Below are 23711 nucleotides of genomic sequence, written 5' to 3' on the forward strand. Positions count from 1 at the left end.
ATGAACAAAACTCAATTGAAAGCTTTCCAATCGATTGTCGGAAACTTTTCACCTTATTTCTCTAAGATAAACAATGAGTCTATGTTTTTAGATTCTGACCTTTCTGGAGATACGGATAGAAATCGCCAGGTGAGCATCTTCAATATAGATGCAAAGGCCACGGATCTACTATTAACGATCAAAGGATTTGATCAGGTCGAGAATAATTTGTTTAGAGGACAAGTTTTCTTAAAGTCTGACGAAAACACAGAAATTCTTATAAGTGAGCCATGCTATTACTTAAACAAAAGCAAGGTTCGTTTCAGTACATATGAACTTCAGAGCTACATAAAGGAAGTTTGGCATCAAGCTCTAAATGAATATAAGGCTGATGTTACAGACAGCCCTATACGTTCTAATGAAGAAAAATACAGCTTATCTTTAGCAGATAGATTCTCTAGTTTTAAAACGTCTTGGCCAGCTATGGGCATTGTAGCTGCAGTAGTTGTTTTTGCTGGAGGCGGTTACTTTTTAGGTTCAGGTACTAATGAGAAAAATGCATCTTCAGAAACAAGTTCGCAACAACTAAGCACATCTGATAACCCTGAACTTGACGGTAAAGCCTTGGCTCTTAAAAACATGGGGTTAGATCCTAACTCAATGGCTTTTGATAACTCATGCTTTCAAGAAAAATAAGGTGAATTATCTATGAGAGCTAGACGAATAGAAAACCTTGAAGCATTACAGCTAAAGGCCTCAGAAATAGCACAAATAACCGTTAAAGAGTTGGAAGCACGACACTATTTAGTTTGGTGGTTGAGCTCATATGACCGAAACATGAAACGTGGCTATAACAATGAAACCATTTGCTTAAGCACCTATCAGGTGAATGAGTTTTGTTTTTCATATGCAATCACAAGCGAAGTTGAAAAGTTTTATTTACTAATACAACCCGAAAATTGGTTTTTAAATGATTTAACTTTCGAGTCTGCTTCTATAGATGAAAAAGGCTTAGTTTTAAATTTAGCTGAAGTAAATGATCAGTTATTCAAGCTGTATATATCGCGAATGCAAATCAGATTTAATCTTGATGAAATTCATGCTGAACGTTTAACACACGCAAAGAAATATGCAAAAGAACTGGTCTTTATTCAATACAACCCACAGAAAAATCAGGTCATGAATGTAGGTGTTTCTATCAATTTAGAAAACAACACAATCACTCGAAAATCATCAAATCAAACGGCAAAAAATAAGCGCTTGAAAGGGGCATTCTAATGAAGAAATCAAACTATTTTAAGGTAATTGGTGCAATAGCAGTTTCAACAGTTGTTTCACTTGCTTATGCTGGCTTTACTGAAATTAATAGTTCTGGAGACATTGTATCTAAAGACAGTGCAAATGCTTTACGCACCAGTTTTTCAACACCAAATCAAAATATACCAGCGCCATTACGCACATATTCTCTATGGGATAAGATCTCAGAGACAACCAAATATAATGGCACAGTACAACCAAAGCCAACACCTGTTGCAATTGAGAGTACATCTTCTCAAGCACAAAATATTCAAAGCAAAAGCAATATTAATGTGGCTAACATAGAGAGCCAACAGGAAATCAAAAGATTACAGGCAGCACTAAAAGAGAAAGAAACTGAGAATAACAAGCTCAAATATTCAAACCTTGAGATGCAAGTGCAAGTAGTTGAACTAAAAAGCGATATAAACGAACTGAAGCAACAAGTTAACTTTTTAGCAAGCCAGATGCAAATTGTTGAAAGCGATGTGCTTGTAATGAAAAACAAAAAACCAAGTTCTTTTTTAGCACGAAATTAAGCAATGGTTGTGAAGAAAATTACTCAAAAACCTACCAGTGAACAGCAACGAGCAATTGATAAAGCAACACGACTAAAAACCAGTTTTAAATTGATTGCTTTTGCTGGTACTGGTAAGACTACGACATTGATCCATTGTAGTAGTGCTTTGCAACAACTAGGTAAGCTTGGACTATATCTATCATTTAATAAAAAGATGGCAGATGAAGCTAATCAAAAATTCGCTGAATATGGGCTGAATTCAGTCACATGTTCTACATTCCATTCTCTAGCTTACAGAAATATACCTGGTTGGCTGAAAAATAAGATTAACAAACCTACGTTACTTCCTAAAGATATTGTTCAAAAGTTTAAGCTTGAAAACATTCGATTTCAGTACAACGGGAAAAACCGACAACTCACCGATCTAACATTAGCGCTGATTATCCTTAATACATTACGTTATTTTTGTATGACAGTGGATCAGACTGTTACCAATGATCATGCTTACATAGCTTTAAAAGAACAAACATCAATTAAGCGCAATGACGTTCTTGAAGATAAAATCACTTCAATTGCGAAAATGATCTGGAATGATGTAGTTGATCCAAACGGTGATTATGGTATTACACACGATTACTATCTCAAGTGGTGGGTACTGCAAAAACCACAACTTGATTTTGATTACGTGATGGTAGATGAAAGCCAAGATAGTGACCAATTAATACTAGACGTACTCAAACGTCAAAAAGCAAAAGTTATTTTTGTTGGAGATCCATACCAAAGCATATATGGCTTTAGGGGTGCGAAAGATATTTTACAGAACCTAGATCTTGAAGCATTGTACTTAGAACAGTCGTTTCGGTTTGGTAATGCAGTTGCAGATATAGCTAATCTACTTCTCAATAAACTTTTTGGTGAAACCAGACAGTTAAAAGGTTTACCAAGTAAAACGTCAAAAGTTACCACTTTCAGTACATCAAGTTATGCACCATCTTCATTGAACGCGATTATTTGTAGAACAAATGCTACGGCTTTTGAATACTTTTTTAAGTTTCATGGCTACCTTAATGGCGAAAAGAAAATACGTCTTGAGGTTGATGGAAAGCGCAGTAAAGATATTTTCAGTGGGATTTTTCAACTGAGAGCAAATAAACGGCCAACGTGTAAAGAGCTTCAAAACTTTTCTTCCTACCAAGAGCTTGTGGACCATATACAAGTGTTTGGAGAAGTGGAGGGGGCAACTACAGAATTAAAAACCTTTCTGGATCTAACAAACCAATACTCATGGCAAGTGATTGAGTGGGCGTTAGAAAATAGTATGGCTGATGATGAAACTGACCCAAAAAACACTTTGGTCATTAGCACATCACACAAGAGTAAAGGTTTAGAGTGGGATAATGTCCTAATCGCAAAAGGCTTTAACTATAAAATTCTCGATAAAAAGCTAATGATTTCTGCAGATGAAAAACGGCTGTTGTATGTGACCGTAACACGAGCCAAAAACATATTATTTACAGATGGCATTAATGATTTATTGGAACACTTAAATTCAAAAAATACGGAGATTTCAAATGCCTAATCAAGTTGAAGTTCTGCAAAATAGAGTGTTTCAGGCATGTCACAATGCTAGTTATATTCGCGGAGAGTTTCATCACGAACCGTATATCATGGAGCTTGTTAAGAAAAAGGGCTCACAGGTCGCAGATATAATCACACCACTTCTTGAAATGTTTCATCTAATTGAAAAGGAAACAAAGTCAATCTTTAGTTTCACGGAAGATTTTAATTTCAAGCAACGCCATTTTGAACCAGGTGTTTATCTCAAAACTAAAGAGATATTAAATGGTGTAGAAACGTTCGATGGCCTGGCTATCGTTGATATTCCTTCAGGATCTTTTAGAAGCATTGTCATAGATTCAGGCGGTGGAATTGCTTCAAGTAAACATACAATTGAGCAGTTTAAGGAATTAAAGGGGAGATATTTAATTCCATTTTATTTTGATGGAATATATGTGCACCCTCACTGTTATACATATTTTTTCATCGAAAATGATATTAAGAGGGTGATGCCCCTTGAGGCTTATGATTCAAGCAAAGTAGGAAATGAGCAAAACATGGGCTTGCATTGGGTAGAAGAAGCAATTGAATACGGTAATCTTCACTTTGGGTTTGAAGTTGAAACACCAGATACCGAAACAATTATAGAAAAAGTCTAAAACCAAACGACAAAAAAGGGCATCTTATAGATGCCCTTTTTATGTTTTGAAATTAATAAGAAAGGTCGATTGCCACTTGTGCTAAAGATGTAAAAGCAGAGGATTCACACATAAAAGATTGACGAATAAAAAACGATGGATTGTATGAGCTCACCATAGTTTGACTATCACAGTTTTGGCTAAATTTAATATGTTGTGTATTGATTGCTTGCCAAGCTGCAGCATTCTTTTGACTTTCCGCACGAACGTCTTTGATGAAACGTGTTAATGATTGGTTGTATGGTGTATTGCACTTAAGTTCTGGTGAACCGTACTCAGAATCACGCGCTTCATTATAATTAAACACGCATTTTTGATACTCAGCTTGTACCTTGTTATAAGCTTGAATAGCTTCAGCTTTGGTCTTATAACCAGCGTTGGCAGATGACGTAATAATGGTAGCAGCACATAACAAAGCTAAACTTAAAAACTTTTTCATAACCTGATCCTTTATTACTTCATTAATGCCGGAATAAACATTGCCCAACCTAATTTATTGGTCGCTTTACATTGCATGCTTAGTGTTTTGTACTTTGCAGTCTGGCCAGCGTATAACTGATCGCAGTTAGCAAGTAACTGAGTAAAGTTTCGATTGTGATCAGCTAGAACACGCGGAGCTTCTTCATTATTAATATATTTAGAAGCAAGGCTACCAAGCTGACTTGCGCGGTTATAAACATTTGTATAGCAATTTAGGTGTTTTGCATCAAATGGATCGTTAGAAACCGCAGCACATTTAACGTTTACTAAGCGCAGTTTTTCAAGTTCAGCACGAATAGAGTCTGAGCTAGTATTAGCACTAGCATTAAAAGATGCACATGCTAAAAGGCTAAAACCCAATAAAGACAAAAATCTGTTTTTCATAATATTTCCTTTAATTGCTCTATTAAGGGTATTCAGAATAGTAAGGGCATAAACGCATAACAATACCTTCAAATGTAACGGCTTCAGCTAAAGTCACAACACCATCTCGAGGGTTTCTATCGAGGTTTCTGTTCGCATTATATTCACGACTAGGGCTTTTATATGGTCCACCTAAAACTAGAGCATAAAACCCAGCTATTGTTTTATTATTATAGTCGCTTTTACGTTGTCGTGCTTTTACTGCAAGATATAAATCTAATAATTCGACTTGTTGTTGAGCACTCAGTGTAGTGATTTGCTTAGGGTTTGATTTAATTGAAGCTGGTATTCCTCTCGCTGTTAAATCTGAAGCATTAATATCTGTTATACCAATTTTAGTCCATTGACTTAAACCATATGCACCAGCGTTGTTGTCAATTTTAAGATTAAAACCGGCAGATTCAAAACCAAGAATAGCTGCAACGTCATTAGGGTTATAACCATGTTTTAAAGAAACACGTTTAATACCATCTTTAACCGCACCAAAAGCACCTGGTATACCCCAACCACATTTACGATCTGGAGTACCTTGTCCACCTTTTAAGATTTGTGCATCTGAATAAACTTGCCCGTTTCCACCTTCCTCAAAAAGCTGTTTCATTTCAACTACTGCTACTTCAGGAATAACAGTTGGTTGTTCAGCTTTCGTATAAAGTTCATCTACACGGCCAGAATAGCGTTGAGTTTCTGACGCTGTATAAGCTGCCAAAAGAGCCTCTAAGCGTTCATTTTGTTTATGGATCTCTTTAGTCAAATAGTTTTGTGCATTGATAATGTTTAGCTTTTCAATCAAAAGCCCCATCATCGACATAGTTGCTAATTCATTAAACCATTTAGAGTTGCCATAACGTCCAGTACCAATGTTTTCAATTAATTCTGCTGGCGTAGAATTAAGTGCACCAATATCAAAACCCACATCATCAGCCGTACCACCAAAAATAGTTCTAGGCGGTGCATATTGAGCAACATCATTTGCATAAATGGTACCGCTTGCAGCTGCTTCAGGTGAGATAGTACCGTCAGCAATCATTTGAGCGACTTGCACTTGTGCAGATCCATAAGCATCCATCGAAACATCGCCACTAAATGCAAGTGCTGGAAGCTTTTTGCCTTGTTTTACTGCAATGCCATCTACCGATGAAGAAACGGGGAGGGTGATTCCTGTTGATGATGAATATAAGGCATTCCATTGAGTCCTAATGGTGTTACCCAAGTACGGTGTGTATTTGTTTTCTAATGCTTGTCCTTGTGGCGAGACACTAATCACAACGTCTTGAGGTAAATATGGCGTAGGATCTGTTAACTTATATTCAGAACTACCCACATATGGCGCAGATCCTTTAACGCGTTGCTGAAGTGCAATGGATGGATTTTTAAAAACTTGATCTAAGTTTTTATTCAGCCAAACATCTAGCCCACGTTTTGCCTTTACACCATATTCAATGTGCAAATGCACGGCACATGAACCACAGCCTTTATTTGACATGTGTGCGATGTTTTGACCAGCTTGAATACGTTGACCAGGGTAAGCGTTATATTTTTTTTGATACGATGGATCAGTATGGCGATACATGATTCGATCGCCAGTATCCATCTGCATAATTAGTGGGTTAGTGGTTGATTGGTTGCTTGCACCAGATGAACGTGTGTCATAAGAGACAATAGAACCTGAACCAATTGCTTTAAGTGTAAGGTCATTAGGATTCGCACGACTAATATCAATACCGTTATGACTACCAGCAGCGCCCCCTCGCAAACGAAATTCACCAAAACGACCAGCACTACGGCGCCCATCATTCGGCATGATCGAATATTTATGGAAAATCATTTTTTGAGCGTTGTTAGGAACTTTTGCCGTATTAGCATTTGTAGCGGTTACGTTTTCAGAAATAGGATCGGCGTTAGCGGTATAAATAAAAGCCGAACAAGTCACTAAAATTGCGACTTTAATGCCACAGCTCAAGGGCTTTAATTGAAATGAGGGTTTAAATTTCATAAGTGAATCGCCAGGCTTAAAGGAAGTTCTTAAAATAAATTAACTTCTTATTAAATGTCCCTAATAGCTAAGTGGACGGATTAAGTATATACGATTAAATACTTATTTTATACTTTAAAAAAAGTTTTTAGGTTTTGTTTTAAGATAGTATATACATATAGCGTTAATCTTATTGATAGGTTTAAGAATAAGGTTACATGGTTTTAATATTTTAATTTAATAAAAGTAGTGAGGTATCTAAATATGTTAAATCACGCACACGTTTTAAGCGCTACTTTCGACCAAGCGATTGACCGTGCTTCAATGGGATTAGACTTTTTAATCCAAAACAAAGTACACATGAAGAATGAAAATGCCTTGTTAGCTCACATTGAAATGCTAGAAAACAGAATCAAAGGTATTACAAATCAGTACAACGAATTGGTTACTGAAGCGAACGCACACATTGATGACGTTACAAGCAAGCACAATGAGCTGGCGAACAAGTACAACAATGTTTGCGCCCAAATGAAAGCAAAAGACATCGAGCTTAATAACAAGCAAATTGAGTTAGAAGAAGAGCGTATCAACAACTTTGACTTACTTGTGCAAAACCGTTCATATAACAATTTGAACCGTGCTTACAGTCATGCAGTTGGTCAGCTAGAGAAAGATCAACAGCAACTTGTTAATATCGGCGTTCGTAGATTTATTTTTAACTCTACAAACAAAAACAACATTCAGAAAATCAACTTTTAATTATGAATATTTTGATAAAAAAAATGGTGCTTATAAAGCACCATTTTTTATTGTCTAGATTTTAAGGTTTACCTTTAAACTTAGACAGAGTTGAACTTAAACCTGAACGCACACGATTAGTCATAGTGCTACGGCCAGAAATATTAGATTTCTTGGTTGCACTAGAACTAGCACCAAAACGTGCATTAGGAGTCGAACCAGTACCATACGTATAGCCAGTACCACTTGCAACATTCACACTACCGAAAGTAGAACCAGTCTTAGATGCTGATGCTTTAGCTACACCACGATTAAACGTAGAAGCTGTTTTTCCGTAAGCATTTGCACCATATAGACCACCACCAGTAGTAGGCGTATTATTTGTACCACTTACACTTGTAGCACCCATACCGAATGTAGATTGACCTTGGCTTGGGGTAGGTGATGTTGGTTTAGCACCAAGACCAGTTCTACCACCCGTACCACCAGTGACACCACTTGGAGTAATACCACCTGTACCACCAGTTGCAGCGCCAAAAGAAGCGGATCTAGCTGGCATGTTTACAGGGCTATATGCAGTCGTACTACCAGTACCGCCTAATGTATTACCACCTGTACCACCATTGCCACCACCACCACCTTTCGGATTATTTGGACCACCCTTACCACCATCAGGACGTCTACCAGGCGGTAAAGGACGGCGAGATGCTGGAGATGGACCAGACAACGTACTTGCAGCGCCACCAAACTTTTGAATAGCTTCTTTTGAGTTTGTTTCACCCCACTGACCGCCATTCAATCCAGAACCAATCCATTGTTGTACTTGGTCAGCAACACTAAATACCAACCCGTAAATCAGGTAGATCGCTGAAGTCATCAAGAATAGATATAAGAAGAACTTCCAGATAAACGTAATCAGCTCAGTAAAGATAACTGTAAACGTATTAGATGAATAAGCGATGCTCATTGCACCTTGGTAGCTAAAGAACATATCAGTAAGCGTAACAAGAGCTGGCCCGATAATAATTTCAGCCATCCAGAAACCAACAATGATAAATATTGGTCGCATGAACAACGTTAATACCGTGACATAACCTTGTGTTTGGCTACCGACAAAAGTACGCTCAGGGATCATGTGCATTAGCGCCCATAAAGGCAAACCACACACAGCGTATAGGATATGGATGATCCAACCTACACAAGCTAGACCAAAGAAGATCATTGGCATATATGGAATAACAACCGCCATCCACACACCAAGAATCGTCAAATACGTTACTAGCTGACCAAGGATAGGAGCAAAGATATTTTCAACGGCATATTCTAAAGCGTTGGTGCCTTCTTCAGTTACGCCCTTAAGCCCTGGTACCCATTGAACAAGAGCAGAACCAGAACGAGCAGTAAGCACGACTAATTTCATACCGACAACAGTACCTTGAGCCACAGCTTTATAGACTAAGATTGCTTCACCAGTATCTTGAATATTACGGATAACATTCGTATTGCGGTGCAATGTAGTAGGGCTGATATTTGAGCTTGACGAATTATTATTTAATAATTCCGCATCGCCTTTTTCACCGACCAATACACCCATTACCAATGATTTAGTAATGTTTGTTGCCCAAGCAGAACCATATGCCGAAAACTTTTGATCGATGTTGGATACTTTGTTTGAGTCACCACCATCGGTAGACATTGATATTAAGTTGGTAGAGTCGGCAATATCGCCGTTTGCCACCCAATTATTGTTGGATGTAATGCTACCAACAGCATTATCCATTGCAACATAAACGGTGTTATAAATTGCTTCACCTTTTGAGTTGCTCATGATTGCTGAATTCAGTGTAGGAGGGCTGAACGTCCACAAAGGTTCAGTAATATACTTCTCAACAATAGCGCGATATTGACCTACTTTAATACGAGCTTCAGGCGTCATCATCCAACCGCGCTGATTTAGCGTATTAACAACAGTTTGAACCGCAGTATAGCCATTTTCAGAAGTCAGAACATTATTCGTTACGGTATGACTCTTATTCACATAATTATCAACTAGCGCATTGAAAGCATCCATAGCAGCTTTACTAATCGGGAATGTTCCTTCCTGTTCAGTGGCATTAGGGCTTACTTGATATGCGATATACCACTTTTCTAAATCGATAAAGAATTGACGATATAGATTGTTCTTTTCTTGTTGTAACTTAGCTTGAACATTTGCCAAAGCAACGTTGATCTTGTTTTGATCTGATTGGCGAAGTTTATAAACAGGAATGTCCATTAACTCAGCATTAACCGCAGCTGGATTAACAACGTTCATTGAAGCACCGCCACAGATCGGCTCTTTTTTGCCCCCAACTTCTAAACGGCTGTCAGCGTAAGCGAAGTTATAAGTAACAGATGTCCAGTTACTTGCAGTTTTAGCGGTTTTATCAATGTAGTTTTGCTTTTTCTCTACTGCAGTCATGCTAACACCAGGATTAGCATTCGCCCCATAAGCACCATCACTAAAATAGCGCCCGAATGCTGGCGGTAGAGTATAAAACTCTTGGTTTAGAACGTTAATACAATGCAACTGGCGAAGCATAACAGGCGCATTTTTCCTAAATCCAAAGATGTCACGCTGATGATCGTGCGTATCTGACAAACTAGCCGAAGCCATTAAGGATTCGCCTAACGTTCTATTATTAATTGTATTGGATACATTATTTGACCATAGCACCATACCTAGCACGACTACTTGAATGAAACAGTAGCCGGACGCCGTAGGTAAAAGTAAAATAATCGAATATAATATTCGGGAAAACATCGTAGTGACTTTTGAATCTTTCCCGAAAGCTTCACCGTCCTGGGCGCTTTTCAAAAGTGCTGTTAAACCAATACCGATCGCAAAAACCAAAACCAACGACATTGCCACACTAGCTACACCGCCTAATAATATATTAGTGAGTAAACCTGATGATGGTACTGTCGAGGCTGGTCCAGACGCATTGATAAACGCATTGATGAAGTCGTGTCCAAAGATAGATGAGAGAAGAGTAACGGCTTGGTCGCCATCACAATTCGGATTTGTCGATTGACAAAATAAACTCATAGCTAACTCACCGTTTTTCTTAATGCTTCTTATACATCGCTTACTTAAGACGACTAAAAGCAAAGTGTTATAAATTACAAGTTAGACGTTTAACTAAAAGGCTTAATACCTTTTAACCAAAGAATCATTAAAACCATTTTATTACAAATAACAATGGTTTTTAAATTAGCAATAATGTACCACAAAACTGTTATTGGTATATACAGAAAGTTTAAACATGACTTGCTAATTGTTTTAATGATTTAGTTTAAATACAAGAGACTATTATGGATAAAGCAAAGTTTACATCTCACTTAATTTTACTGTCGGAAATTAAGAAATCTGTATCTAAAGATATGGGGAAAGATATAACTGTTTTAGAGTTATCCTACATACTCAACCAAAGCATAAATCCTTTAATGGCAATAACTTATAAAGAAAAACTAGATAAAATAAATACTTTTGAATTAGATCCTATTGAAGTTCTCAAAAAACGGAAGAACCTAAAAATATTAAAAGTATTAAACCTCATGCTTACGTTAAATCTAGACAAAACCATTAAAAAAGACGATATAGAAAGTTACAACGAGTATAAAGACAAGTTTTTAGAGAACATCGCAACAATAGGTTTAGACAGATTAGAGCAAGAAGCGTTAAAGGTACAAATTGAAAATTTATTGAAGTATAATTGGGTATCTTAATACATCTCTTAATTTTAAGATTCTGACTTTAATAAAGGGTTTAAGCCAAATGGAAAACATACAGAACGAAGAAGATATACTTCAAGACGCGACCAGAGCCGTTTTTAATTGTGGCACTAGTTTTAGTGAAGCTAAAGTAGTTTCCCTTACTGACGAGTTTAACCCACAACCTACACTACAAACACAACGAACCAACCTAAAATATATCTACGACAATAAACTACCGAATGAAATTGGACGTCAATTAGCGCAAGAACCAGAATACCAAGAAGAAACACGTTCATTACTTGTTGGTCACTTTAAAGAAATGGCTCTAGAAGATTTAATTGAGCAGCAAGATTACCAAAACCGCTACAAACAAACAGATCCAGAATTGGACCAAGACAATGAATCTGAAAACAATATGGATAATGAATACACATCACGCCCACCAGAGCCTAGACCTTGGTAAGCCTAACCATTAAAAAGAAAATGCCCGAATGATGGGCATTTTTTATATCTACGTAGTAAGCATCCGGCTAACACAGCCTTACCAAGCGATCCTAGGTGGTGTTTCAAAAAGTATGCTGGCGTTAAACAAATCCGTTATTAAGGTAAAAGAAAGTCAAATCAAAGGCTTTAAAATGATTTTCGAGCTTTTTAGAAAAGTTGCAACTTCTCCTAAATCCACGCCTGATTCGATGACGAATTCTACAATTGTTACCTTCAATACCGACGGTAAAAAACTTACCGATCACTTGCTTGCAACATTGAAATGCTGTGATAAAACTATCCCAGTCATCACTCGCAATTCGAGCATATTGAACCCCAAGCTTTTTAAGTCTAGCTTTAAGACGTTGAACCGTTGCTAAATCCCGCTTACCCCAAACATAAGCAACAATTTCTCCAGATTCTCGATGGTAGGCATAAATAAGCCATTGTTTATTTTTCTTATTCCCTACAAAAGTCCAAAGTTCATCGACTTCAAGACATTCGTAGTGGCTTTGTTTAGGCTGAATCTGATAGATCGATTCACTTAAGGTTCGTAATACCTTGCCAATGCTGATACGCTCGACTTCAGCAATATCTCTTACACCGCTTCCTCTGACCATTAAATGTAATATCTTGCCGGTAATACCTGAGTTACACCCTTGATAGCTTAATGCATGATCACCAATAAATTGACGTTTGCAATCTTTGCACTGATGGTTTTGTTTCCCATCTACTTTGATGCCATTTCTCTTTATATTGTTACTTAGACAGGTAGGACATTTGATTTGTAGCGTTATTTTCATACCTCTATTTTATCAAAAGCCATATTGTTTTTTTCAGCATACTTTTTGAAACACCACCAATTTTTTAAGTATAAAGTTTGAGAATGTTTGTAGTCTTTTGTAGTGCATCCAATAGTAAAATAAATAATTGTGAAACCATGAAGAAACATATCAAATTGATTTTTATATAAAAATATTATTTTTGATTGGAGGTGATTTATTTAATTCTATTGATTATTGTGACGTACTACTGAGTCAATTGTTGTTAAGTATTTGTTTTTAAGTATTTTAATTTTTTATTTGATTAGGTGTTGACCTTACCATAATTGGAAAGAATAGAGTTACTACATCAAGGGTAATGATGTACCAGATAGGAAAGAATAACTTCCGAGCTTATTACCCATTATTTTTTCATAATTGTAGTAAGAGGATAGCTCCATGAAACGCTTTGTTCCAATGTTAATGGTCGGTGCGATTGTATTTAGTGCGGGGTGTTCCTCTTCTGACGCTCCAAAGGATAATTCAATGAGTGAGAATAAACATGAAAGCCATTCAATGCACCATGATATGAATGGTTCAGCTAAAACAGATAATCCATCTACAAATGCCTATATGGAAGTAAATACTCGTATGCACAGCGGAATGGGTATTGATTTCACGGGAAATGCAGATACTGACTTTATGTTGGGTATGATTCCTCACCATCAGGGTGCGGTTGATATGGCAAAAGTAGTTCTTCAATATGGCTCTGATCCAAAAGTGCGTCAGCTTGCTGAAGATGTTATCTCTGCCCAGGAATCAGAAATCAAGATGATGAATGAATGGTTGGCAAAAAACAAAAATCATTCTGACAGCAAAAATGAAGATAGCCCATCAACTCAAGCATACATTAAGGTCAATGATGAAATGCATGCAGATATGATGGTTCCATTTACAGGAAATGCTGATGTTGATTTCATGAGAGGCATGATTCCTCATCATCAAGGTGCAATTGATATGGCTAAAGTAGTTCTTCAATACGGTTCTGATCCAGAAGTGCGTCAGCTTGCTGAAGATGTTACCTCTGCCCAGGAATCAGAAATCAAGATGATGAATGAATGGTTAAGTAAACATAAGTAGATACTTCTCTATTCGATGTTCTTTTAAATGAGGGGCTTTTAAAAGCCCCTTGTTTTATCTATAAATTTAATGAATTGAGGATTATGTTATATGCCAAAAATTATAGTTCTTCCGCATGAAAAGATTTGTCCACAGGGTGCGGAACTTGAAATTGAAAGTGGAAGTAATTTATGTCGAAGTTTATTGGATCATGGCATTCCCATCGAACATGCCTGCGATTTATCAGGTGCATGTACAACATGCCATATTGTCCTGAAAAAAGGGTTCGACAGTTTAGAAGAAATGGATGATGTAGAGGCGGACTTACTGGACCGTGCTTGGGGGCTCACGGCCGAATCAAGACTATCTTGCCAAGTTAAAGTCCAAGATGAAAACTTGGAGGTAGAAATACCTAAGTACACTATCAATTATGTCTCTGAGGGACATTGATACTTTAATATTAATGCTTGACCTTACAATAATGATAAGGTTTATATTAAATATATTCTGAATAATAGTGGAGTTAAATATGGAATTTCATGTTGAAGGTATGACCTGTGGTGGTTGTGCACGAGGTGTCACCAGAGCAATTCAAGCGGTTGATGCTAATGCAAAGGTAATTACTGATCCGCCAAGTCGCAGTGTGAAAGTTGAAACAACTGCAACACAGCAACAAGTGGTTGAGGCTTTAACAGAGGCTGGTTTTCCTCCTCGCTAAGAGTGAACAAAATAATAAAGCGACTCAAAGGAGTCGCTTTATTACTAAAGTAAAAGAAATCTACTTGTAGTTAATTTGCAATAGTGCTCTACTCTTGTAATGGATTTTATCTAATATTAATTTTATATTGTGGCTGTCCCATATTTTTCCGTGTATACAATAGCAACTGTTTCAAATATGACTAATAATTATAGAATCGCTAACAAAAAAACAAGCTTTATTAATTTATCCAATTTAGTAAAACTAAGTTAAAATAGATATTTTTTAAGGGGTTTTTGATGAGTATTATATAATATGAACAACGCATAGTTGCGTTTATTGACATATTAGGTTTCAAAGCAATAATTGATGAAACTGAACTACCAAATAATCAAGATAAAATTAATAATATCAAGGAGGCTTTTGATTTAATTGGTGATTTACTGAAACAACACTATCATCCTGATCAAATCCAACAAGTCAAATACTCTACTTTTTCAGATTGTATTGTCTTTTCATTTCCAGTACGTCAAAACCAATAATTTGTTTTTTTCTTTGATACCACTTATTTGGTTGCAAGCTATACTAGTATGGCAACACAATATATTATTACGAGGTGCACTGACCATAGGCGAAATTTATCATGATGAGAACATGGTTTTTGGTCCTGCAATGGTAGAAGCCTACGAGCTTGAAAGTAAGGTTGCTGAATTTCCTCGTATTATTTTACATGATAAAATTGAGGCTGATTATGAACAATGGTTAGCTGAAGTAAGAGCAACTGATGATCAGGAAAGAATCTACGATCTAGAAAATGAAAAAAACTATACATTTAAACCCAAGGGTTTACTCACTAAAGATAATGATGGACATTATTATGTAGACTATTTAGAAAAATTTGCAGGTGAAATGGACAATCCTGAAAACTATGTTAACTTTATTGCTCATATTGAGAGCTTTATTGAGCCTTATTTAAAACCAGATACTGCTCCAAGTATTCTAAAAAAATATATATGGTTATATGAAAAAATCCAAAAAATTAAAACTCAGATGTCAAGTAGTTAAATCAATACAGATATATAAAAGTTATTTAAAATTCTCAAGAAACTTAATGTCTCAAGTAAAAATATATCAATATATTTTTATATAGTAAATTCTAGAACCCTAACATGTTCTAAACATTAATAAAAAACAAGGGTAAATTAGTTTACCCTTGTTTTTTTACTATTTCCTTCGGTTTAAAGGCGAAACAGAAAGCAGATCGTTATGATGGTGAACATCTTTTATTTCGTTACTAGGTTCTTGCAATCCCTCAAGGATCGGACAATCAGGTCTATTGTCACCAGCACAACAGTCGATTAAGTCCTTGAGGATATTTTCCATTTGCTGTAGGTCATGGATACGTTCTTCCAGCTTCTCAATGTGATCCTGAGCCAGACGTTTGACATCAGCACTTTGTCTACTGCGATCATTCCATAAATCAAGTAGGTCTGATATTTCCGCTACTGAAAAACCAAGTTCACGACTTCGCTTGATAAACTTTAAACGTTCAACATCATTTGCTGAGTAAGAGCGATATCCTGCATTATTACGTCCCGCAGCGGGAATCAGACCAATCTGCTCGTAATAACGAATCATCTTTGCGGTAACCCCTGAAGCTTTAGAGACTTTACCAATGTTCATCATATCCTCCTTAGCCCTGACTGACGGATGGTGGCTGGAATCGACGTAAACGTAATGCATTGCCGAGCACAAATACACTGGACAAAGCCATTGCACCTGCTGCAAAGATTGGGGACATCAGTATTCCATAGGCTGGGTACAATATACCAGCAGCAACAGGAATCAACATAGTATTATAGGCAAATGCCCAGAATAAGTTCTGGTGAATATTACCAATCGTTGCTTTGGACAAGGCAATCGCATTGGCAACACCTTGTAAGTTTCCTGACATTAATACGACATCGGCAGATTCAATTGCAACATCTGTACCTGTACCAATCGCAAGTCCGACATCAGCTTCAGCCAAAGCGGGTGCATCGTTAATCCCATCACCCACAAAAGCGATATTGCCGTATTTTGCTTTTAGCTCTTTAACCGCACTGACTTTACCCTCTGGTAGAACTTCAGCAATCACTTCATCAATACCCAATTGTTTGGCAATTGCCCGAGCAGTACGAGCATTGTCACCCGTCACCATTGCTACCTTAAGACCTAATTGGTGTAGAGCCTTAATCGCTGCTGGCGTTGTGGTTTTGATTGGGTCAGCAACTGCAATAATTCCTGCTAGTTCACCATCGACAGCAACATAAAGTGGTGATTTACCCTCATCACCCAGACGCTGAGCTGTGGCAGCAAATGGGGCAACATCAATACCAAGTTGAACCATATAACGGTCTGCACCAATATTGATTTCTTCATTACCATTGATGGTTGCACAGACACCCATGCCTGTGACTGAATCAAACGTATCAACTTTAGGTAAAGTCAGGTTTTCACTTTTTGCCGCATCAACAATTGCTTTAGCAATCGGATGTTCAGAACGGGATTCAACAGCCGCAACCATGCCTAGGACATAATCACGCTCAAAGAATTGGGTCACTTCAAAGTCAGTCAGTACGGGATGACCCTCTGTTAATGTCCCTGTTTTATCGACTGCAACAACTTTGGCATCCTTTAACAGTTGTAAGGCTTCACCTTTACGGAACAACACTCCTAACTCTGCACCACGACCTGTACCCACCATAATTGAGGTTGGTGTCGCTAATCCCATTGCACACGGGCAGGCAATGATCAGCACTGCCACAGCATTAACCAACGCAAAGGTTAAGGCTGGTGATGGACCAAAAATAAGCCAGACTAGGAATGTAAGTACTGCGGCAATCATCACCGCAGGGACAAACCATAAGGTAACTTTATCCACCACAGCTTGAATCGGCATTTTAGAACCCTGTGCTTGCTCAACCAAACGAATGATTTGAGCCAGCATAGTTTCGCCACCCACCGCCACAGCGGTAAAGGTCAACGTGCCATTCTGGTTAATGGTGCCGCCTACCACATCACTGCCGATGCCTTTCTCAACAGGGATTGGTTCACCCGTAATCATGGATTCATCAACAAAACTTTTTCCATCAGTGACTTGACCATCGACAGGGATTCTTTCACCTGGTTTCACAATGATAATGTCATCTGCAACCACTTGGTCTAGTGCAATATCTACCATTTGGCCATCGCGTAAAACATGGGCAGTTTTGGCCTGTAAGCTGACTAAACGCTGGATTGCTTCAGATGTTCGCCCTTTGGCTTTTGCTTCAAGAAAACGACCCAGTAAGATTAATGCCACAATCACCGCAGCAGCTTCGTAATATACATTTACCGTTCCTGTGGGAAGGATGTTGGGTATGAATGTGGCAACAATAGAAAATAGGTAAGCTGCTAATGTACCAACCGCAACCAGCGAGTTCATATCAGGTGCTAAACGGAGTAATGCAGGCAAACCTTTTAGATAGAATCTTCGTCCTGGAATAACTAAAACCAACGTGGTCAGGATGAATTGTAAATACCAGCTATTCTGCATCCCAATAGTTTGATCAATCAGTTGATGAACACCAGGGATAAGGTGAGATCCCATTTCCAAAATAAATACAGGCAAAGCCAATAGGGTTGCAAGAATCAAATCACGCTTAAGTTCAGCACGTTCTTGATCTTTTTTCTCAAGCAGCTCTGTCTGGTCAGGAATAGAAGCTTGAATTTCTGTGGCATCGTAACCAGCTTTATCAATTGCGGTAATCAAGTCATCGACATTTGCTGAACCACTGACCGTTGCACGCTCAGTCGCAAGATTGACATTGGCCTCTTTTACACCTGCAACGGCTTTAAGGGCTTTTTCGACACGACCTACACAACTAGCACAGGTCATGCCTTTAATTGATAATTCAATATTATTTGCGGGCACGTCATAACCTGATTGTTCAATGGCATGAACCAGTACCTGACGATCCACAGGCTGATCAAGTACAATATCTGCACGTTCTGTCGCTAGATTGACCGAGGCAGACTGTACACCATCAACTTTTTTGAGTGCTGTTTCAACACGCCCAACACAGCTGGCACATGTCATCCCTTCAATTTTTAATGTAACTTTCATATTATTAGAAAGCTTATCTGTTGCCTTTCCCATAAGATATACCTATAGTGCTTACCCAATTATTAAGAGCATAAACCTTGCCATTATGGGAAGGTCAAGGGTAGAATATGTAAACATATATATTTTCTAAATAATAGGAATTTAAGTATTAGTATGAATTTTAATAATCACCCGATACCATTATCTCAAGATGAGATTATGTCTTTAGCTGAAACATTTCGGCTATTAGGTGATGCTTCACGACTTAAAATTCTACTTTTTTGTATGCGGGGGCCTAGTTCAGTAGGTGAAATCAGTGATGCTCTTGATTTATCCCAATCTTTAGTCAGTCATAATCTTCGTTTATTGCGTTCAGCTCGTTTAGTCAAAGGCGAAAGACAATCTAAACAAGTATTTTATGAGATTGATGATTTACATGTTAGTCAGGTTTTATTAGATATGGCAAGTCATATTAGTGAGGAGCACTAATTTATAGTAGTACGTAATGTATTGCAAAAATATCTAAATTAAATAACTTTAAGGGGAAAGAGGGTTATAGGAATTCTTTATTTTTATTACTCTAAACAAGAAATATATCATGCATTTATTTAAGTTATCAGTATCATCTACAAAAAGTTAAGATCAAGGGCATATAATTAAGAAATGTCTAGCTATATGCCTTGATATCTATTTGAGGAAAGTGCTATCTGTTTTTAACAGCAACTTGTAGTGTTATCTTCAAATGCACTTAATCGGCAGAAACAGGATGCTTCAATATTAATATCAGCCGAGGCAAGTGCTATATCACGTTGCAGCGAAATATCTCGAGCTTCTTTCTCTAGACCTAGTTTTGCTAAACACTCATAAAGTCCATGAAGACTCCATACATTGTTAGGGCGAATTCGGCGACGTCCAAGGTCACCTTCTAGCCCCAGTTCAATCCGATATTCTTGGGCTGCTACTTCAAAGTTTCCTTGTTCCATATTAAGTGCGCAGAATGCATGCCGAACTGGTTGTAACCAAGCTGGAGGATCACAATAAGGAAGAGCATCTTCTAATTTAATGCCTTCTCGCAAGATTGCGAATGCTTCTTTCGTATTACCTTTACGATACTCAATTTCGCCATGAATCATTTTGGCAGCAATTTTTAAAGCTTCGACCTCTTTAACAGGTATAGAGTTAAAGCGCTCTTCTGATACATTAGCTACTGCTTTTATAAAAGACTCTCTTTCTTTTTCGGCCTCTTTAACTCTTCTTAATGAAGCAAATGCTATGCCTTTTGCGTAGTGAATCATTGCGGTTGTGGAACTATATAGACCTTTATCTTTAGGTAGCTCAAGTTTCAGAATATCTTCCCACATGCCAAATCTAATCATAACATGTGGTAGTGTTGTGCAATGGCTTTCAGTTAAATTAGCCATTGGCGGTGTAGTGATATGTAGTACTTCGGGTGTTAAAATGTCATTGATACGATGAGCCATAAATAACGCTTCCTGTGATTTACCTGCCATCATTGCACCATAAGCACCTACCATTAAATTATGAACGCGATACAAGATATTCCAACCACCTGGATTCTTTTCTCTAGAAAAATATCTTTCATCGGCTGCGATTGCATCAAGATTAGAATAAACCACTCGACGCCAATCTCCGCATGCATTATCAATATGTGTGGACATATGGGCTAAATGTGACCCATCAGGTGATAAATTACGAAGGTTATCAGCAGCTGGCAATGCAACTTCAGGATAAGGTGACATTTCCATTAAATGTATATAGAGATGATTAATTACAGGATGACGATTTGCCCCAGGTTTAGTGAAAGCAACTTCAAGCACGTTTCTAGCTTCAACTGTACCTAAACCTATGGCTTCACCGGTATCTAAATCCCACAATTTACGAGGGCTCAAGCACATGAGTGCATCTGCAAACATTGCAGCTGCATCAAGATCATTAGAATATTTTTCATAAAATGATCTCATAGCTTGAGCATATGCAAAATTCAGCTCATGAAAGTCTTGTTCATCTATAGTCACGTGTTTTGGAAAGCGTGGAGCAAGGGCATCAATTAAATCTTTCTCAAATTGTGTCGCATTATGAGTCGCTGCTAACTTTGCTTGTTCCATAATTTCATTAATATATGGAATGGTATTCTGTAAGTCTGAAGGATCAAATAAATGCCAAGCTTTATTGTAATTTGGACCAGATGCAAAGGCGATGCCCCAATAAGCCATTGCGCATTTTGCATCATGTTCTAGAGCTTTCTTAAAACAATTTATGGCTTCACTCGGATTGAAACAATATGTCCATAATAAGCCACGATCAAACCAAAGTTGAGTATCAGGAGATGACGTAGTTATTTGACGCTGGTAATCTCCTAAATTGTAGTATTTATCAGACATTAAAGTCTCCTCATCAGTGAATAACAATAAAGATTTAAGGTTAGTGATTATGTCCAGCGTGTGGATCAATTTGAGTTGGGTTTTCTAAGCTACAAGTACTATTGCCTTGCCAATCAATGGCTATAGTTGGATGTTCAATAGAAAATTTGGATTTTAGCTCATTCTCAATGTTGAGAGTTAATGTCGCGAGGTCAACTCCATCTTTGGGTTTGACATGCAACGTTGCCATAGATCTACCTGATGTAATCATCCAAATATGTATATGGGTAATTTTTTCAATACCACTTACATTTTTCAAAAGATATTCAGAGATCTCTTGGGCATTAGCATTCTCAGGAGCACCCTCAAGTAAAATATGAAGAGTACGTTTAAATAAAGACCATGCGCTGCGTAGTACAAGTAAAGAAACTAGAACAGATAAAATTGGATCGATAGGAGTCCAGCCTGTGTACCAAATCACTATGGCAGCAATAATTGCTCCAACAGAGCCGAGTAAATCGCCCATTACATGGAGAATAGCTCCTTTAACATTGACATGTTCTGTATCGCCTCTTGTTAAGTACCATAAAACAAATAAGTTAACGAGCATACCTATAATAGCAACGATAAACATCGGTCCTGCCATGACAGGTTGAGGTGATTGAAAGCGTTCAATAGCCTCATAAATAATCCATCCAACGATTGCGAATAATGTAAGAGAATTCATTAAGCCAGCAATAACTTCGAATCGCATGTATCCAAATGTTTTTGAATTATCTGCAATGCGGCGACCGAAACGAAAGGCAGCATAAGCTAAACCTAAGGCAACGGCATCTGTAAGCATATGCCCTGCATCAGCCAGAAGTGCGAGTGAACCAGAGATGATTCCTCCAGTGGCTTCTACAAGCATGAACCCGAAAATGATAAAAAACGAAATCAGAATTTTTCTTTCGTTTCCGTTACTCACATCAGGAACATGTGAATGATCATGACCTTCATGCGAATGATCATGACCTTCATGCGAATGATCATGACCTTCATGCGAATGATCATGACATTTATGATTGTGATCGCGTTGATTACTCATGTATAAAAACCTAACATGTATATATTTTTACATATGAATATATGTTCATATGTAAAAATTGTCAAATTTAATTTATTAATTTTAATATAATCAATGGCATGTGCCATTTTTGAGCTAATAGGGAATCAAATTTTCTAAAGTAATACTGTTTTTACTTATTCTAAGAGAAATTTCTACTTAGGATAAAATGAATAATTTGACAGTCTAATACTGGAGGGATATTGCATGAATTTAATTTCCATAGACGGAGGTATGTTTTATAAAGCTGAAAAAACGGACTATTAAACTTATAGAAATTCACTTTTTAATAATTCATATAAATATATGTTCATTTGTATAATCTATTCAGATCACCCTATTGACCTTCCAATTATTGGAAACATTAGCATGTGTGCAACTGCTACAGAAACCTATCCAGAGTGATGTAGCTTTGCATAAAAGGTGAATATCATGAAAAAACGAATGACAGCGGTTGCTGTAGCAGTAGTGATTGCTATCTCAGGTGGTCTGCTGTACACAGCAAAAAATATATCGGATCAACCCAAGCAACAAGCTAGTTCAGCTCAAATGCCTATTCCTCAGGTTCCAGTTGCGGAAGTAATTACACAAGAACTTAATCCAACTGCCGAATATACAGGCTACTTATCGGCACCACAAAGCGTTGAAATCAAGTCCCGAGTCGGTGGTGTCATTAATAGTGTTAGTGTTCCTGAGGGCAGTTATGTTCGTAAGGGACAGGTATTATTTAAAATTGATCCTGCACCTTTTCAGGTTGCTCTGAAGACAGCCCAGGCACGACTGAAAGCAGCAGAGGTTCAGTATAGCCAGGCTGTTCTGGATTTTAACCGGGCAAATAAACTGGTCGAAAGTGGTGCCGTCTCCAATAAGGTTTATGACGATGCACTGGCAACCAAAAATAACCGTCAGGCTCAAGTACAGGAGGCTCAGGCAGCCGTCAGTGCAGCGAAGCTGGATTTATCTTATACCAATATTACAGCACCGATTTCAGGACGTATTGACCGTGTTCTTGTCACCAGTGGTAACTTGATTGCAGGTGGAAATACAGGCAATGCCACAGCCTTAACCACCATCGTTTCAGTCAATCCGCTGTATGTTTATTTTGACCTTGATGAAAAAACCTTTCTCAATCTAAAGGGACAAAATAAATCTGGACAATTCAACTTGCCAATCGAAATGGGATTGGCAAATACAGAAACTTATCCTTATACAGGGAAATTAAACTTTGTAAGTACTCAAATTGACCAGCGTACAGGGACGCTACGGGTTAGGGCATCTATTACCAATGATTCAGGTGAATTAGCACCAGGTATGTTTGCCAGAGTTAAGCTGACCACTGGAAATAAACAGTCCACCATTCTGATAGATGATCAGGCGGTGGGTACAGATCAGGGCAATAATTTTGTTCTGGTTCTTGGTTCGAATAATACGGTTGAATTTAGGCCTGTAACACTTGGCTCGGTCGTTGATGGATTGCGGATTATTAGCAGTGGTCTGCAAACTGGCGATAAAGTCATTATTAAAGGGCTGGTTCGCCCAGGAATGCAGGTCAAGCCAAATATCGTTCCAATGCAAACGCCTACTCCGACTGAAAGTGCCGCACAGGGGAAATAAGCC

General features: G+C 37.8%; 23 protein-coding genes. 14 read left to right on the forward strand and 9 right to left on the reverse strand.

What is annotated here, in order from left to right; translation table 11 throughout:
• The 5 genes from DYI81_RS10190 to DYI81_RS10210 are packed head-to-tail and all read left to right on the forward strand — an operon-like array spanning window position 1 to window position 4011.
• Window positions 1-675 (forward strand): hypothetical protein, encoded by a 675-nt coding sequence (locus DYI81_RS10190; protein ID WP_005028648.1) that lies wholly within the window; start codon window positions 1-3, stop codon window positions 673-675.
• 12 nt (window positions 676-687) lie between these two features.
• Window positions 688-1257 (forward strand): hypothetical protein, encoded by a 570-nt coding sequence (locus DYI81_RS10195; RefSeq protein ID WP_005028650.1) that lies wholly within the window; start codon window positions 688-690, stop codon window positions 1255-1257.
• Entirely contained in the window at window positions 1257-1814 is a 558-nt protein-coding gene (locus DYI81_RS10200) for a hypothetical protein (protein ID WP_005028652.1), read from the forward strand. Before DYI81_RS10195 ends, DYI81_RS10200 begins: the two co-directional genes overlap by 1 nt.
• A gap of 9 nt (window positions 1815-1823) precedes the next feature.
• Window positions 1824-3374 (forward strand): UvrD-helicase domain-containing protein, encoded by a 1551-nt coding sequence (locus DYI81_RS10205; RefSeq protein ID WP_178928238.1) that lies wholly within the window; start codon window positions 1824-1826, stop codon window positions 3372-3374.
• Entirely contained in the window at window positions 3367-4011 is a 645-nt protein-coding gene (locus tag DYI81_RS10210; RefSeq protein ID WP_005028658.1) for a hypothetical protein, read from the forward strand. Before DYI81_RS10205 ends, DYI81_RS10210 begins: the two co-directional genes overlap by 8 nt.
• 52 nt (window positions 4012-4063) lie before the next feature.
• Here DYI81_RS10210 and DYI81_RS10215 read toward each other — a convergent pair whose 3' ends face one another.
• Genes DYI81_RS10215 through DYI81_RS10225 form a run of 3 tightly spaced genes read right to left on the reverse strand, consistent with a single transcriptional unit; the run spans window position 4064 to window position 6949 of the window.
• Entirely contained in the window at window positions 4064-4489 is a 426-nt protein-coding gene (locus DYI81_RS10215; protein WP_005028662.1) for a hypothetical protein, read from the reverse strand.
• Between the two features lie 14 nt (window positions 4490-4503).
• The gene (locus DYI81_RS10220) at window positions 4504-4914 is read right to left on the reverse strand and encodes a hypothetical protein (RefSeq protein WP_005005820.1); all 411 of its coding nucleotides are present in this window, start codon (window positions 4912-4914) and stop codon (window positions 4504-4506) included.
• Window positions 4915-4936: 22 nt separating this feature from the next.
• Window positions 4937-6949 (reverse strand): peptidoglycan DD-metalloendopeptidase family protein, encoded by a 2013-nt coding sequence (locus DYI81_RS10225; RefSeq protein ID WP_005028664.1) that lies wholly within the window; start codon window positions 6947-6949, stop codon window positions 4937-4939.
• Window positions 6950-7192: 243 nt separating this feature from the next.
• Here DYI81_RS10225 and DYI81_RS10230 point away from each other — a divergent pair, with 243 nt between their 5' ends.
• Window positions 7193-7687, forward strand: coding sequence for a hypothetical protein (locus DYI81_RS10230; RefSeq protein ID WP_005028665.1), 495 nt, complete (start codon window positions 7193-7195; stop codon window positions 7685-7687).
• Window positions 7688-7748: 61 nt separating this feature from the next.
• On the opposite strand, the gene DYI81_RS10235 is transcribed toward DYI81_RS10230, so the two are convergent.
• Window positions 7749-10754: a DotA/TraY family protein gene (locus tag DYI81_RS10235; protein ID WP_005028667.1), complete on the reverse strand. Its 3006-nt coding sequence runs from the start codon at window positions 10752-10754 to the stop codon at window positions 7749-7751.
• Window positions 10755-11020: 266 nt separating this feature from the next.
• Here DYI81_RS10235 and DYI81_RS10240 point away from each other — a divergent pair, with 266 nt between their 5' ends.
• Together DYI81_RS10240 and DYI81_RS10245 are read left to right on the forward strand one after the other, a co-directional pair.
• Window positions 11021-11434 carry a hypothetical protein gene (locus DYI81_RS10240; protein WP_005028668.1) on the forward strand — a complete coding sequence of 138 codons (414 nt, stop codon included), beginning with the start codon at window positions 11021-11023 and terminating at the stop codon, window positions 11432-11434.
• A 49-nt stretch (window positions 11435-11483) separates the two neighbouring features.
• Complete coding sequence (locus DYI81_RS10245; RefSeq protein WP_005028669.1) at window positions 11484-11885, forward strand: hypothetical protein; 402 nt, start codon at window positions 11484-11486, stop codon at window positions 11883-11885.
• 121 nt (window positions 11886-12006) lie between these two features.
• Here DYI81_RS10245 and DYI81_RS10250 read toward each other — a convergent pair whose 3' ends face one another.
• Window positions 12007-12708: an IS1 family transposase gene (locus tag DYI81_RS10250; protein ID WP_087528928.1), complete on the reverse strand. Its 702-nt coding sequence runs from the start codon at window positions 12706-12708 to the stop codon at window positions 12007-12009.
• A gap of 417 nt (window positions 12709-13125) precedes the next feature.
• Here DYI81_RS10250 and DYI81_RS10255 point away from each other — a divergent pair, with 417 nt between their 5' ends.
• The 4 genes from DYI81_RS10255 to DYI81_RS10270 all read left to right on the forward strand — a co-directional run bounded on the left by DYI81_RS10255 (window position 13126) and on the right by DYI81_RS10270 (window position 15547).
• Entirely contained in the window at window positions 13126-13806 is a 681-nt protein-coding gene (locus DYI81_RS10255; protein WP_087528922.1) for a DUF305 domain-containing protein, read from the forward strand.
• 90 nt (window positions 13807-13896) lie between these two features.
• Entirely contained in the window at window positions 13897-14235 is a 339-nt protein-coding gene (gene fdx / locus DYI81_RS10260) for an ISC system 2Fe-2S type ferredoxin (protein ID WP_087528921.1), read from the forward strand.
• Between the two features lie 79 nt (window positions 14236-14314).
• Window positions 14315-14503 carry a heavy-metal-associated domain-containing protein gene (locus tag DYI81_RS10265; RefSeq protein ID WP_087528920.1) on the forward strand — a complete coding sequence of 63 codons (189 nt, stop codon included), beginning with the start codon at window positions 14315-14317 and terminating at the stop codon, window positions 14501-14503.
• 633 nt (window positions 14504-15136) lie between these two features.
• A complete protein-coding gene (locus DYI81_RS10270; RefSeq protein ID WP_087527712.1) occupies window positions 15137-15547 on the forward strand; it encodes a hypothetical protein in 411 nt (136 codons plus the stop codon).
• 159 nt (window positions 15548-15706) lie between these two features.
• Here the strand turns inward: DYI81_RS10270 and cueR are convergent, their stop codons facing one another.
• Together cueR and DYI81_RS10280 are read right to left on the reverse strand one after the other, a co-directional pair.
• Window positions 15707-16165, reverse strand: a complete 459-nt coding sequence (gene cueR / locus DYI81_RS10275) for a Cu(I)-responsive transcriptional regulator (protein ID WP_087527711.1) — start codon at window positions 16163-16165, stop codon at window positions 15707-15709.
• A 10-nt stretch (window positions 16166-16175) separates the two neighbouring features.
• On the reverse strand, window positions 16176-18662 hold the full coding sequence (locus DYI81_RS10280) for a heavy metal translocating P-type ATPase (protein WP_087527710.1): 2487 nt from the start codon (window positions 18660-18662) through the stop codon (window positions 16176-16178).
• Window positions 18663-18782: 120 nt separating this feature from the next.
• Here DYI81_RS10280 and DYI81_RS10285 point away from each other — a divergent pair, with 120 nt between their 5' ends.
• Window positions 18783-19097 carry a metalloregulator ArsR/SmtB family transcription factor gene (locus DYI81_RS10285; protein WP_023187988.1) on the forward strand — a complete coding sequence of 105 codons (315 nt, stop codon included), beginning with the start codon at window positions 18783-18785 and terminating at the stop codon, window positions 19095-19097.
• A 224-nt stretch (window positions 19098-19321) separates the two neighbouring features.
• Here DYI81_RS10285 and DYI81_RS10290 read toward each other — a convergent pair whose 3' ends face one another.
• Both DYI81_RS10290 and DYI81_RS10295 read right to left on the reverse strand, forming a co-directional pair.
• Window positions 19322-21010, reverse strand: coding sequence for a hypothetical protein (locus DYI81_RS10290; protein WP_023187987.1), 1689 nt, complete (start codon window positions 21008-21010; stop codon window positions 19322-19324).
• A 40-nt stretch (window positions 21011-21050) separates the two neighbouring features.
• A complete protein-coding gene (locus tag DYI81_RS10295) occupies window positions 21051-22076 on the reverse strand; it encodes a cation diffusion facilitator family transporter (protein ID WP_087527709.1) in 1026 nt (341 codons plus the stop codon).
• 450 nt (window positions 22077-22526) lie between these two features.
• Between DYI81_RS10295 and DYI81_RS10300 the strand changes: the two genes are divergently transcribed.
• A complete protein-coding gene (locus tag DYI81_RS10300) occupies window positions 22527-23708 on the forward strand; it encodes an efflux RND transporter periplasmic adaptor subunit (RefSeq protein WP_023187985.1) in 1182 nt (393 codons plus the stop codon).
• Window positions 23709-23711 lie beyond the last annotated feature (3 nt).

The organism is Acinetobacter sp. SWAC5 (assembly GCF_003419885.1).
In the GTDB taxonomy this organism is placed as follows: domain Bacteria; phylum Pseudomonadota; class Gammaproteobacteria; order Pseudomonadales; family Moraxellaceae; genus Acinetobacter; species Acinetobacter cumulans.

Bases quoted from the DNA above. Each gene is read 5' to 3' on its own strand.
- DYI81_RS10190 (WP_005028648.1), top strand. From the start codon at position 1: ATGAACAAAACTCAATTGAAAGCTTTCCAATCGATTGTCGGAAACTTT.
- DYI81_RS10195 (WP_005028650.1), top strand. From the start codon at position 688: ATGAGAGCTAGACGAATAGAAAACCTTGAAGCATTACAGCTAAAGGCC.
- DYI81_RS10200 (WP_005028652.1), top strand. From the start codon at position 1,257: ATGAAGAAATCAAACTATTTTAAGGTAATTGGTGCAATAGCAGTTTCA.
- DYI81_RS10210 (WP_005028658.1), top strand. From the start codon at position 3,367: ATGCCTAATCAAGTTGAAGTTCTGCAAAATAGAGTGTTTCAGGCATGT.
- DYI81_RS10215 (WP_005028662.1), bottom strand. From the start codon at position 4,489: ATGAAAAAGTTTTTAAGTTTAGCTTTGTTATGTGCTGCTACCATTATT.
- DYI81_RS10220 (WP_005005820.1), bottom strand. From the start codon at position 4,914: ATGAAAAACAGATTTTTGTCTTTATTGGGTTTTAGCCTTTTAGCATGT.
- DYI81_RS10225 (WP_005028664.1), bottom strand. From the start codon at position 6,949: ATGAAATTTAAACCCTCATTTCAATTAAAGCCCTTGAGCTGTGGCATT.
- DYI81_RS10230 (WP_005028665.1), top strand. From the start codon at position 7,193: ATGTTAAATCACGCACACGTTTTAAGCGCTACTTTCGACCAAGCGATT.
- DYI81_RS10235 (WP_005028667.1), bottom strand. From the start codon at position 10,754: ATGAGTTTATTTTGTCAATCGACAAATCCGAATTGTGATGGCGACCAA.
- DYI81_RS10240 (WP_005028668.1), top strand. From the start codon at position 11,021: ATGGATAAAGCAAAGTTTACATCTCACTTAATTTTACTGTCGGAAATT.
- DYI81_RS10245 (WP_005028669.1), top strand. From the start codon at position 11,484: ATGGAAAACATACAGAACGAAGAAGATATACTTCAAGACGCGACCAGA.
- DYI81_RS10250 (WP_087528928.1), bottom strand. From the start codon at position 12,708: ATGAAAATAACGCTACAAATCAAATGTCCTACCTGTCTAAGTAACAAT.
- DYI81_RS10255 (WP_087528922.1), top strand. From the start codon at position 13,126: ATGAAACGCTTTGTTCCAATGTTAATGGTCGGTGCGATTGTATTTAGT.
- fdx (WP_087528921.1), top strand. From the start codon at position 13,897: ATGCCAAAAATTATAGTTCTTCCGCATGAAAAGATTTGTCCACAGGGT.
- DYI81_RS10265 (WP_087528920.1), top strand. From the start codon at position 14,315: ATGGAATTTCATGTTGAAGGTATGACCTGTGGTGGTTGTGCACGAGGT.
- DYI81_RS10270 (WP_087527712.1), top strand. From the start codon at position 15,137: ATGGTTTTTGGTCCTGCAATGGTAGAAGCCTACGAGCTTGAAAGTAAG.
- cueR (WP_087527711.1), bottom strand. From the start codon at position 16,165: ATGAACATTGGTAAAGTCTCTAAAGCTTCAGGGGTTACCGCAAAGATG.
- DYI81_RS10280 (WP_087527710.1), bottom strand. From the start codon at position 18,662: ATGGGAAAGGCAACAGATAAGCTTTCTAATAATATGAAAGTTACATTA.
- DYI81_RS10285 (WP_023187988.1), top strand. From the start codon at position 18,783: ATGAATTTTAATAATCACCCGATACCATTATCTCAAGATGAGATTATG.
- DYI81_RS10290 (WP_023187987.1), bottom strand. From the start codon at position 21,010: ATGTCTGATAAATACTACAATTTAGGAGATTACCAGCGTCAAATAACT.
- DYI81_RS10295 (WP_087527709.1), bottom strand. From the start codon at position 22,076: ATGAGTAATCAACGCGATCACAATCATAAATGTCATGATCATTCGCAT.
- DYI81_RS10300 (WP_023187985.1), top strand. From the start codon at position 22,527: ATGAAAAAACGAATGACAGCGGTTGCTGTAGCAGTAGTGATTGCTATC.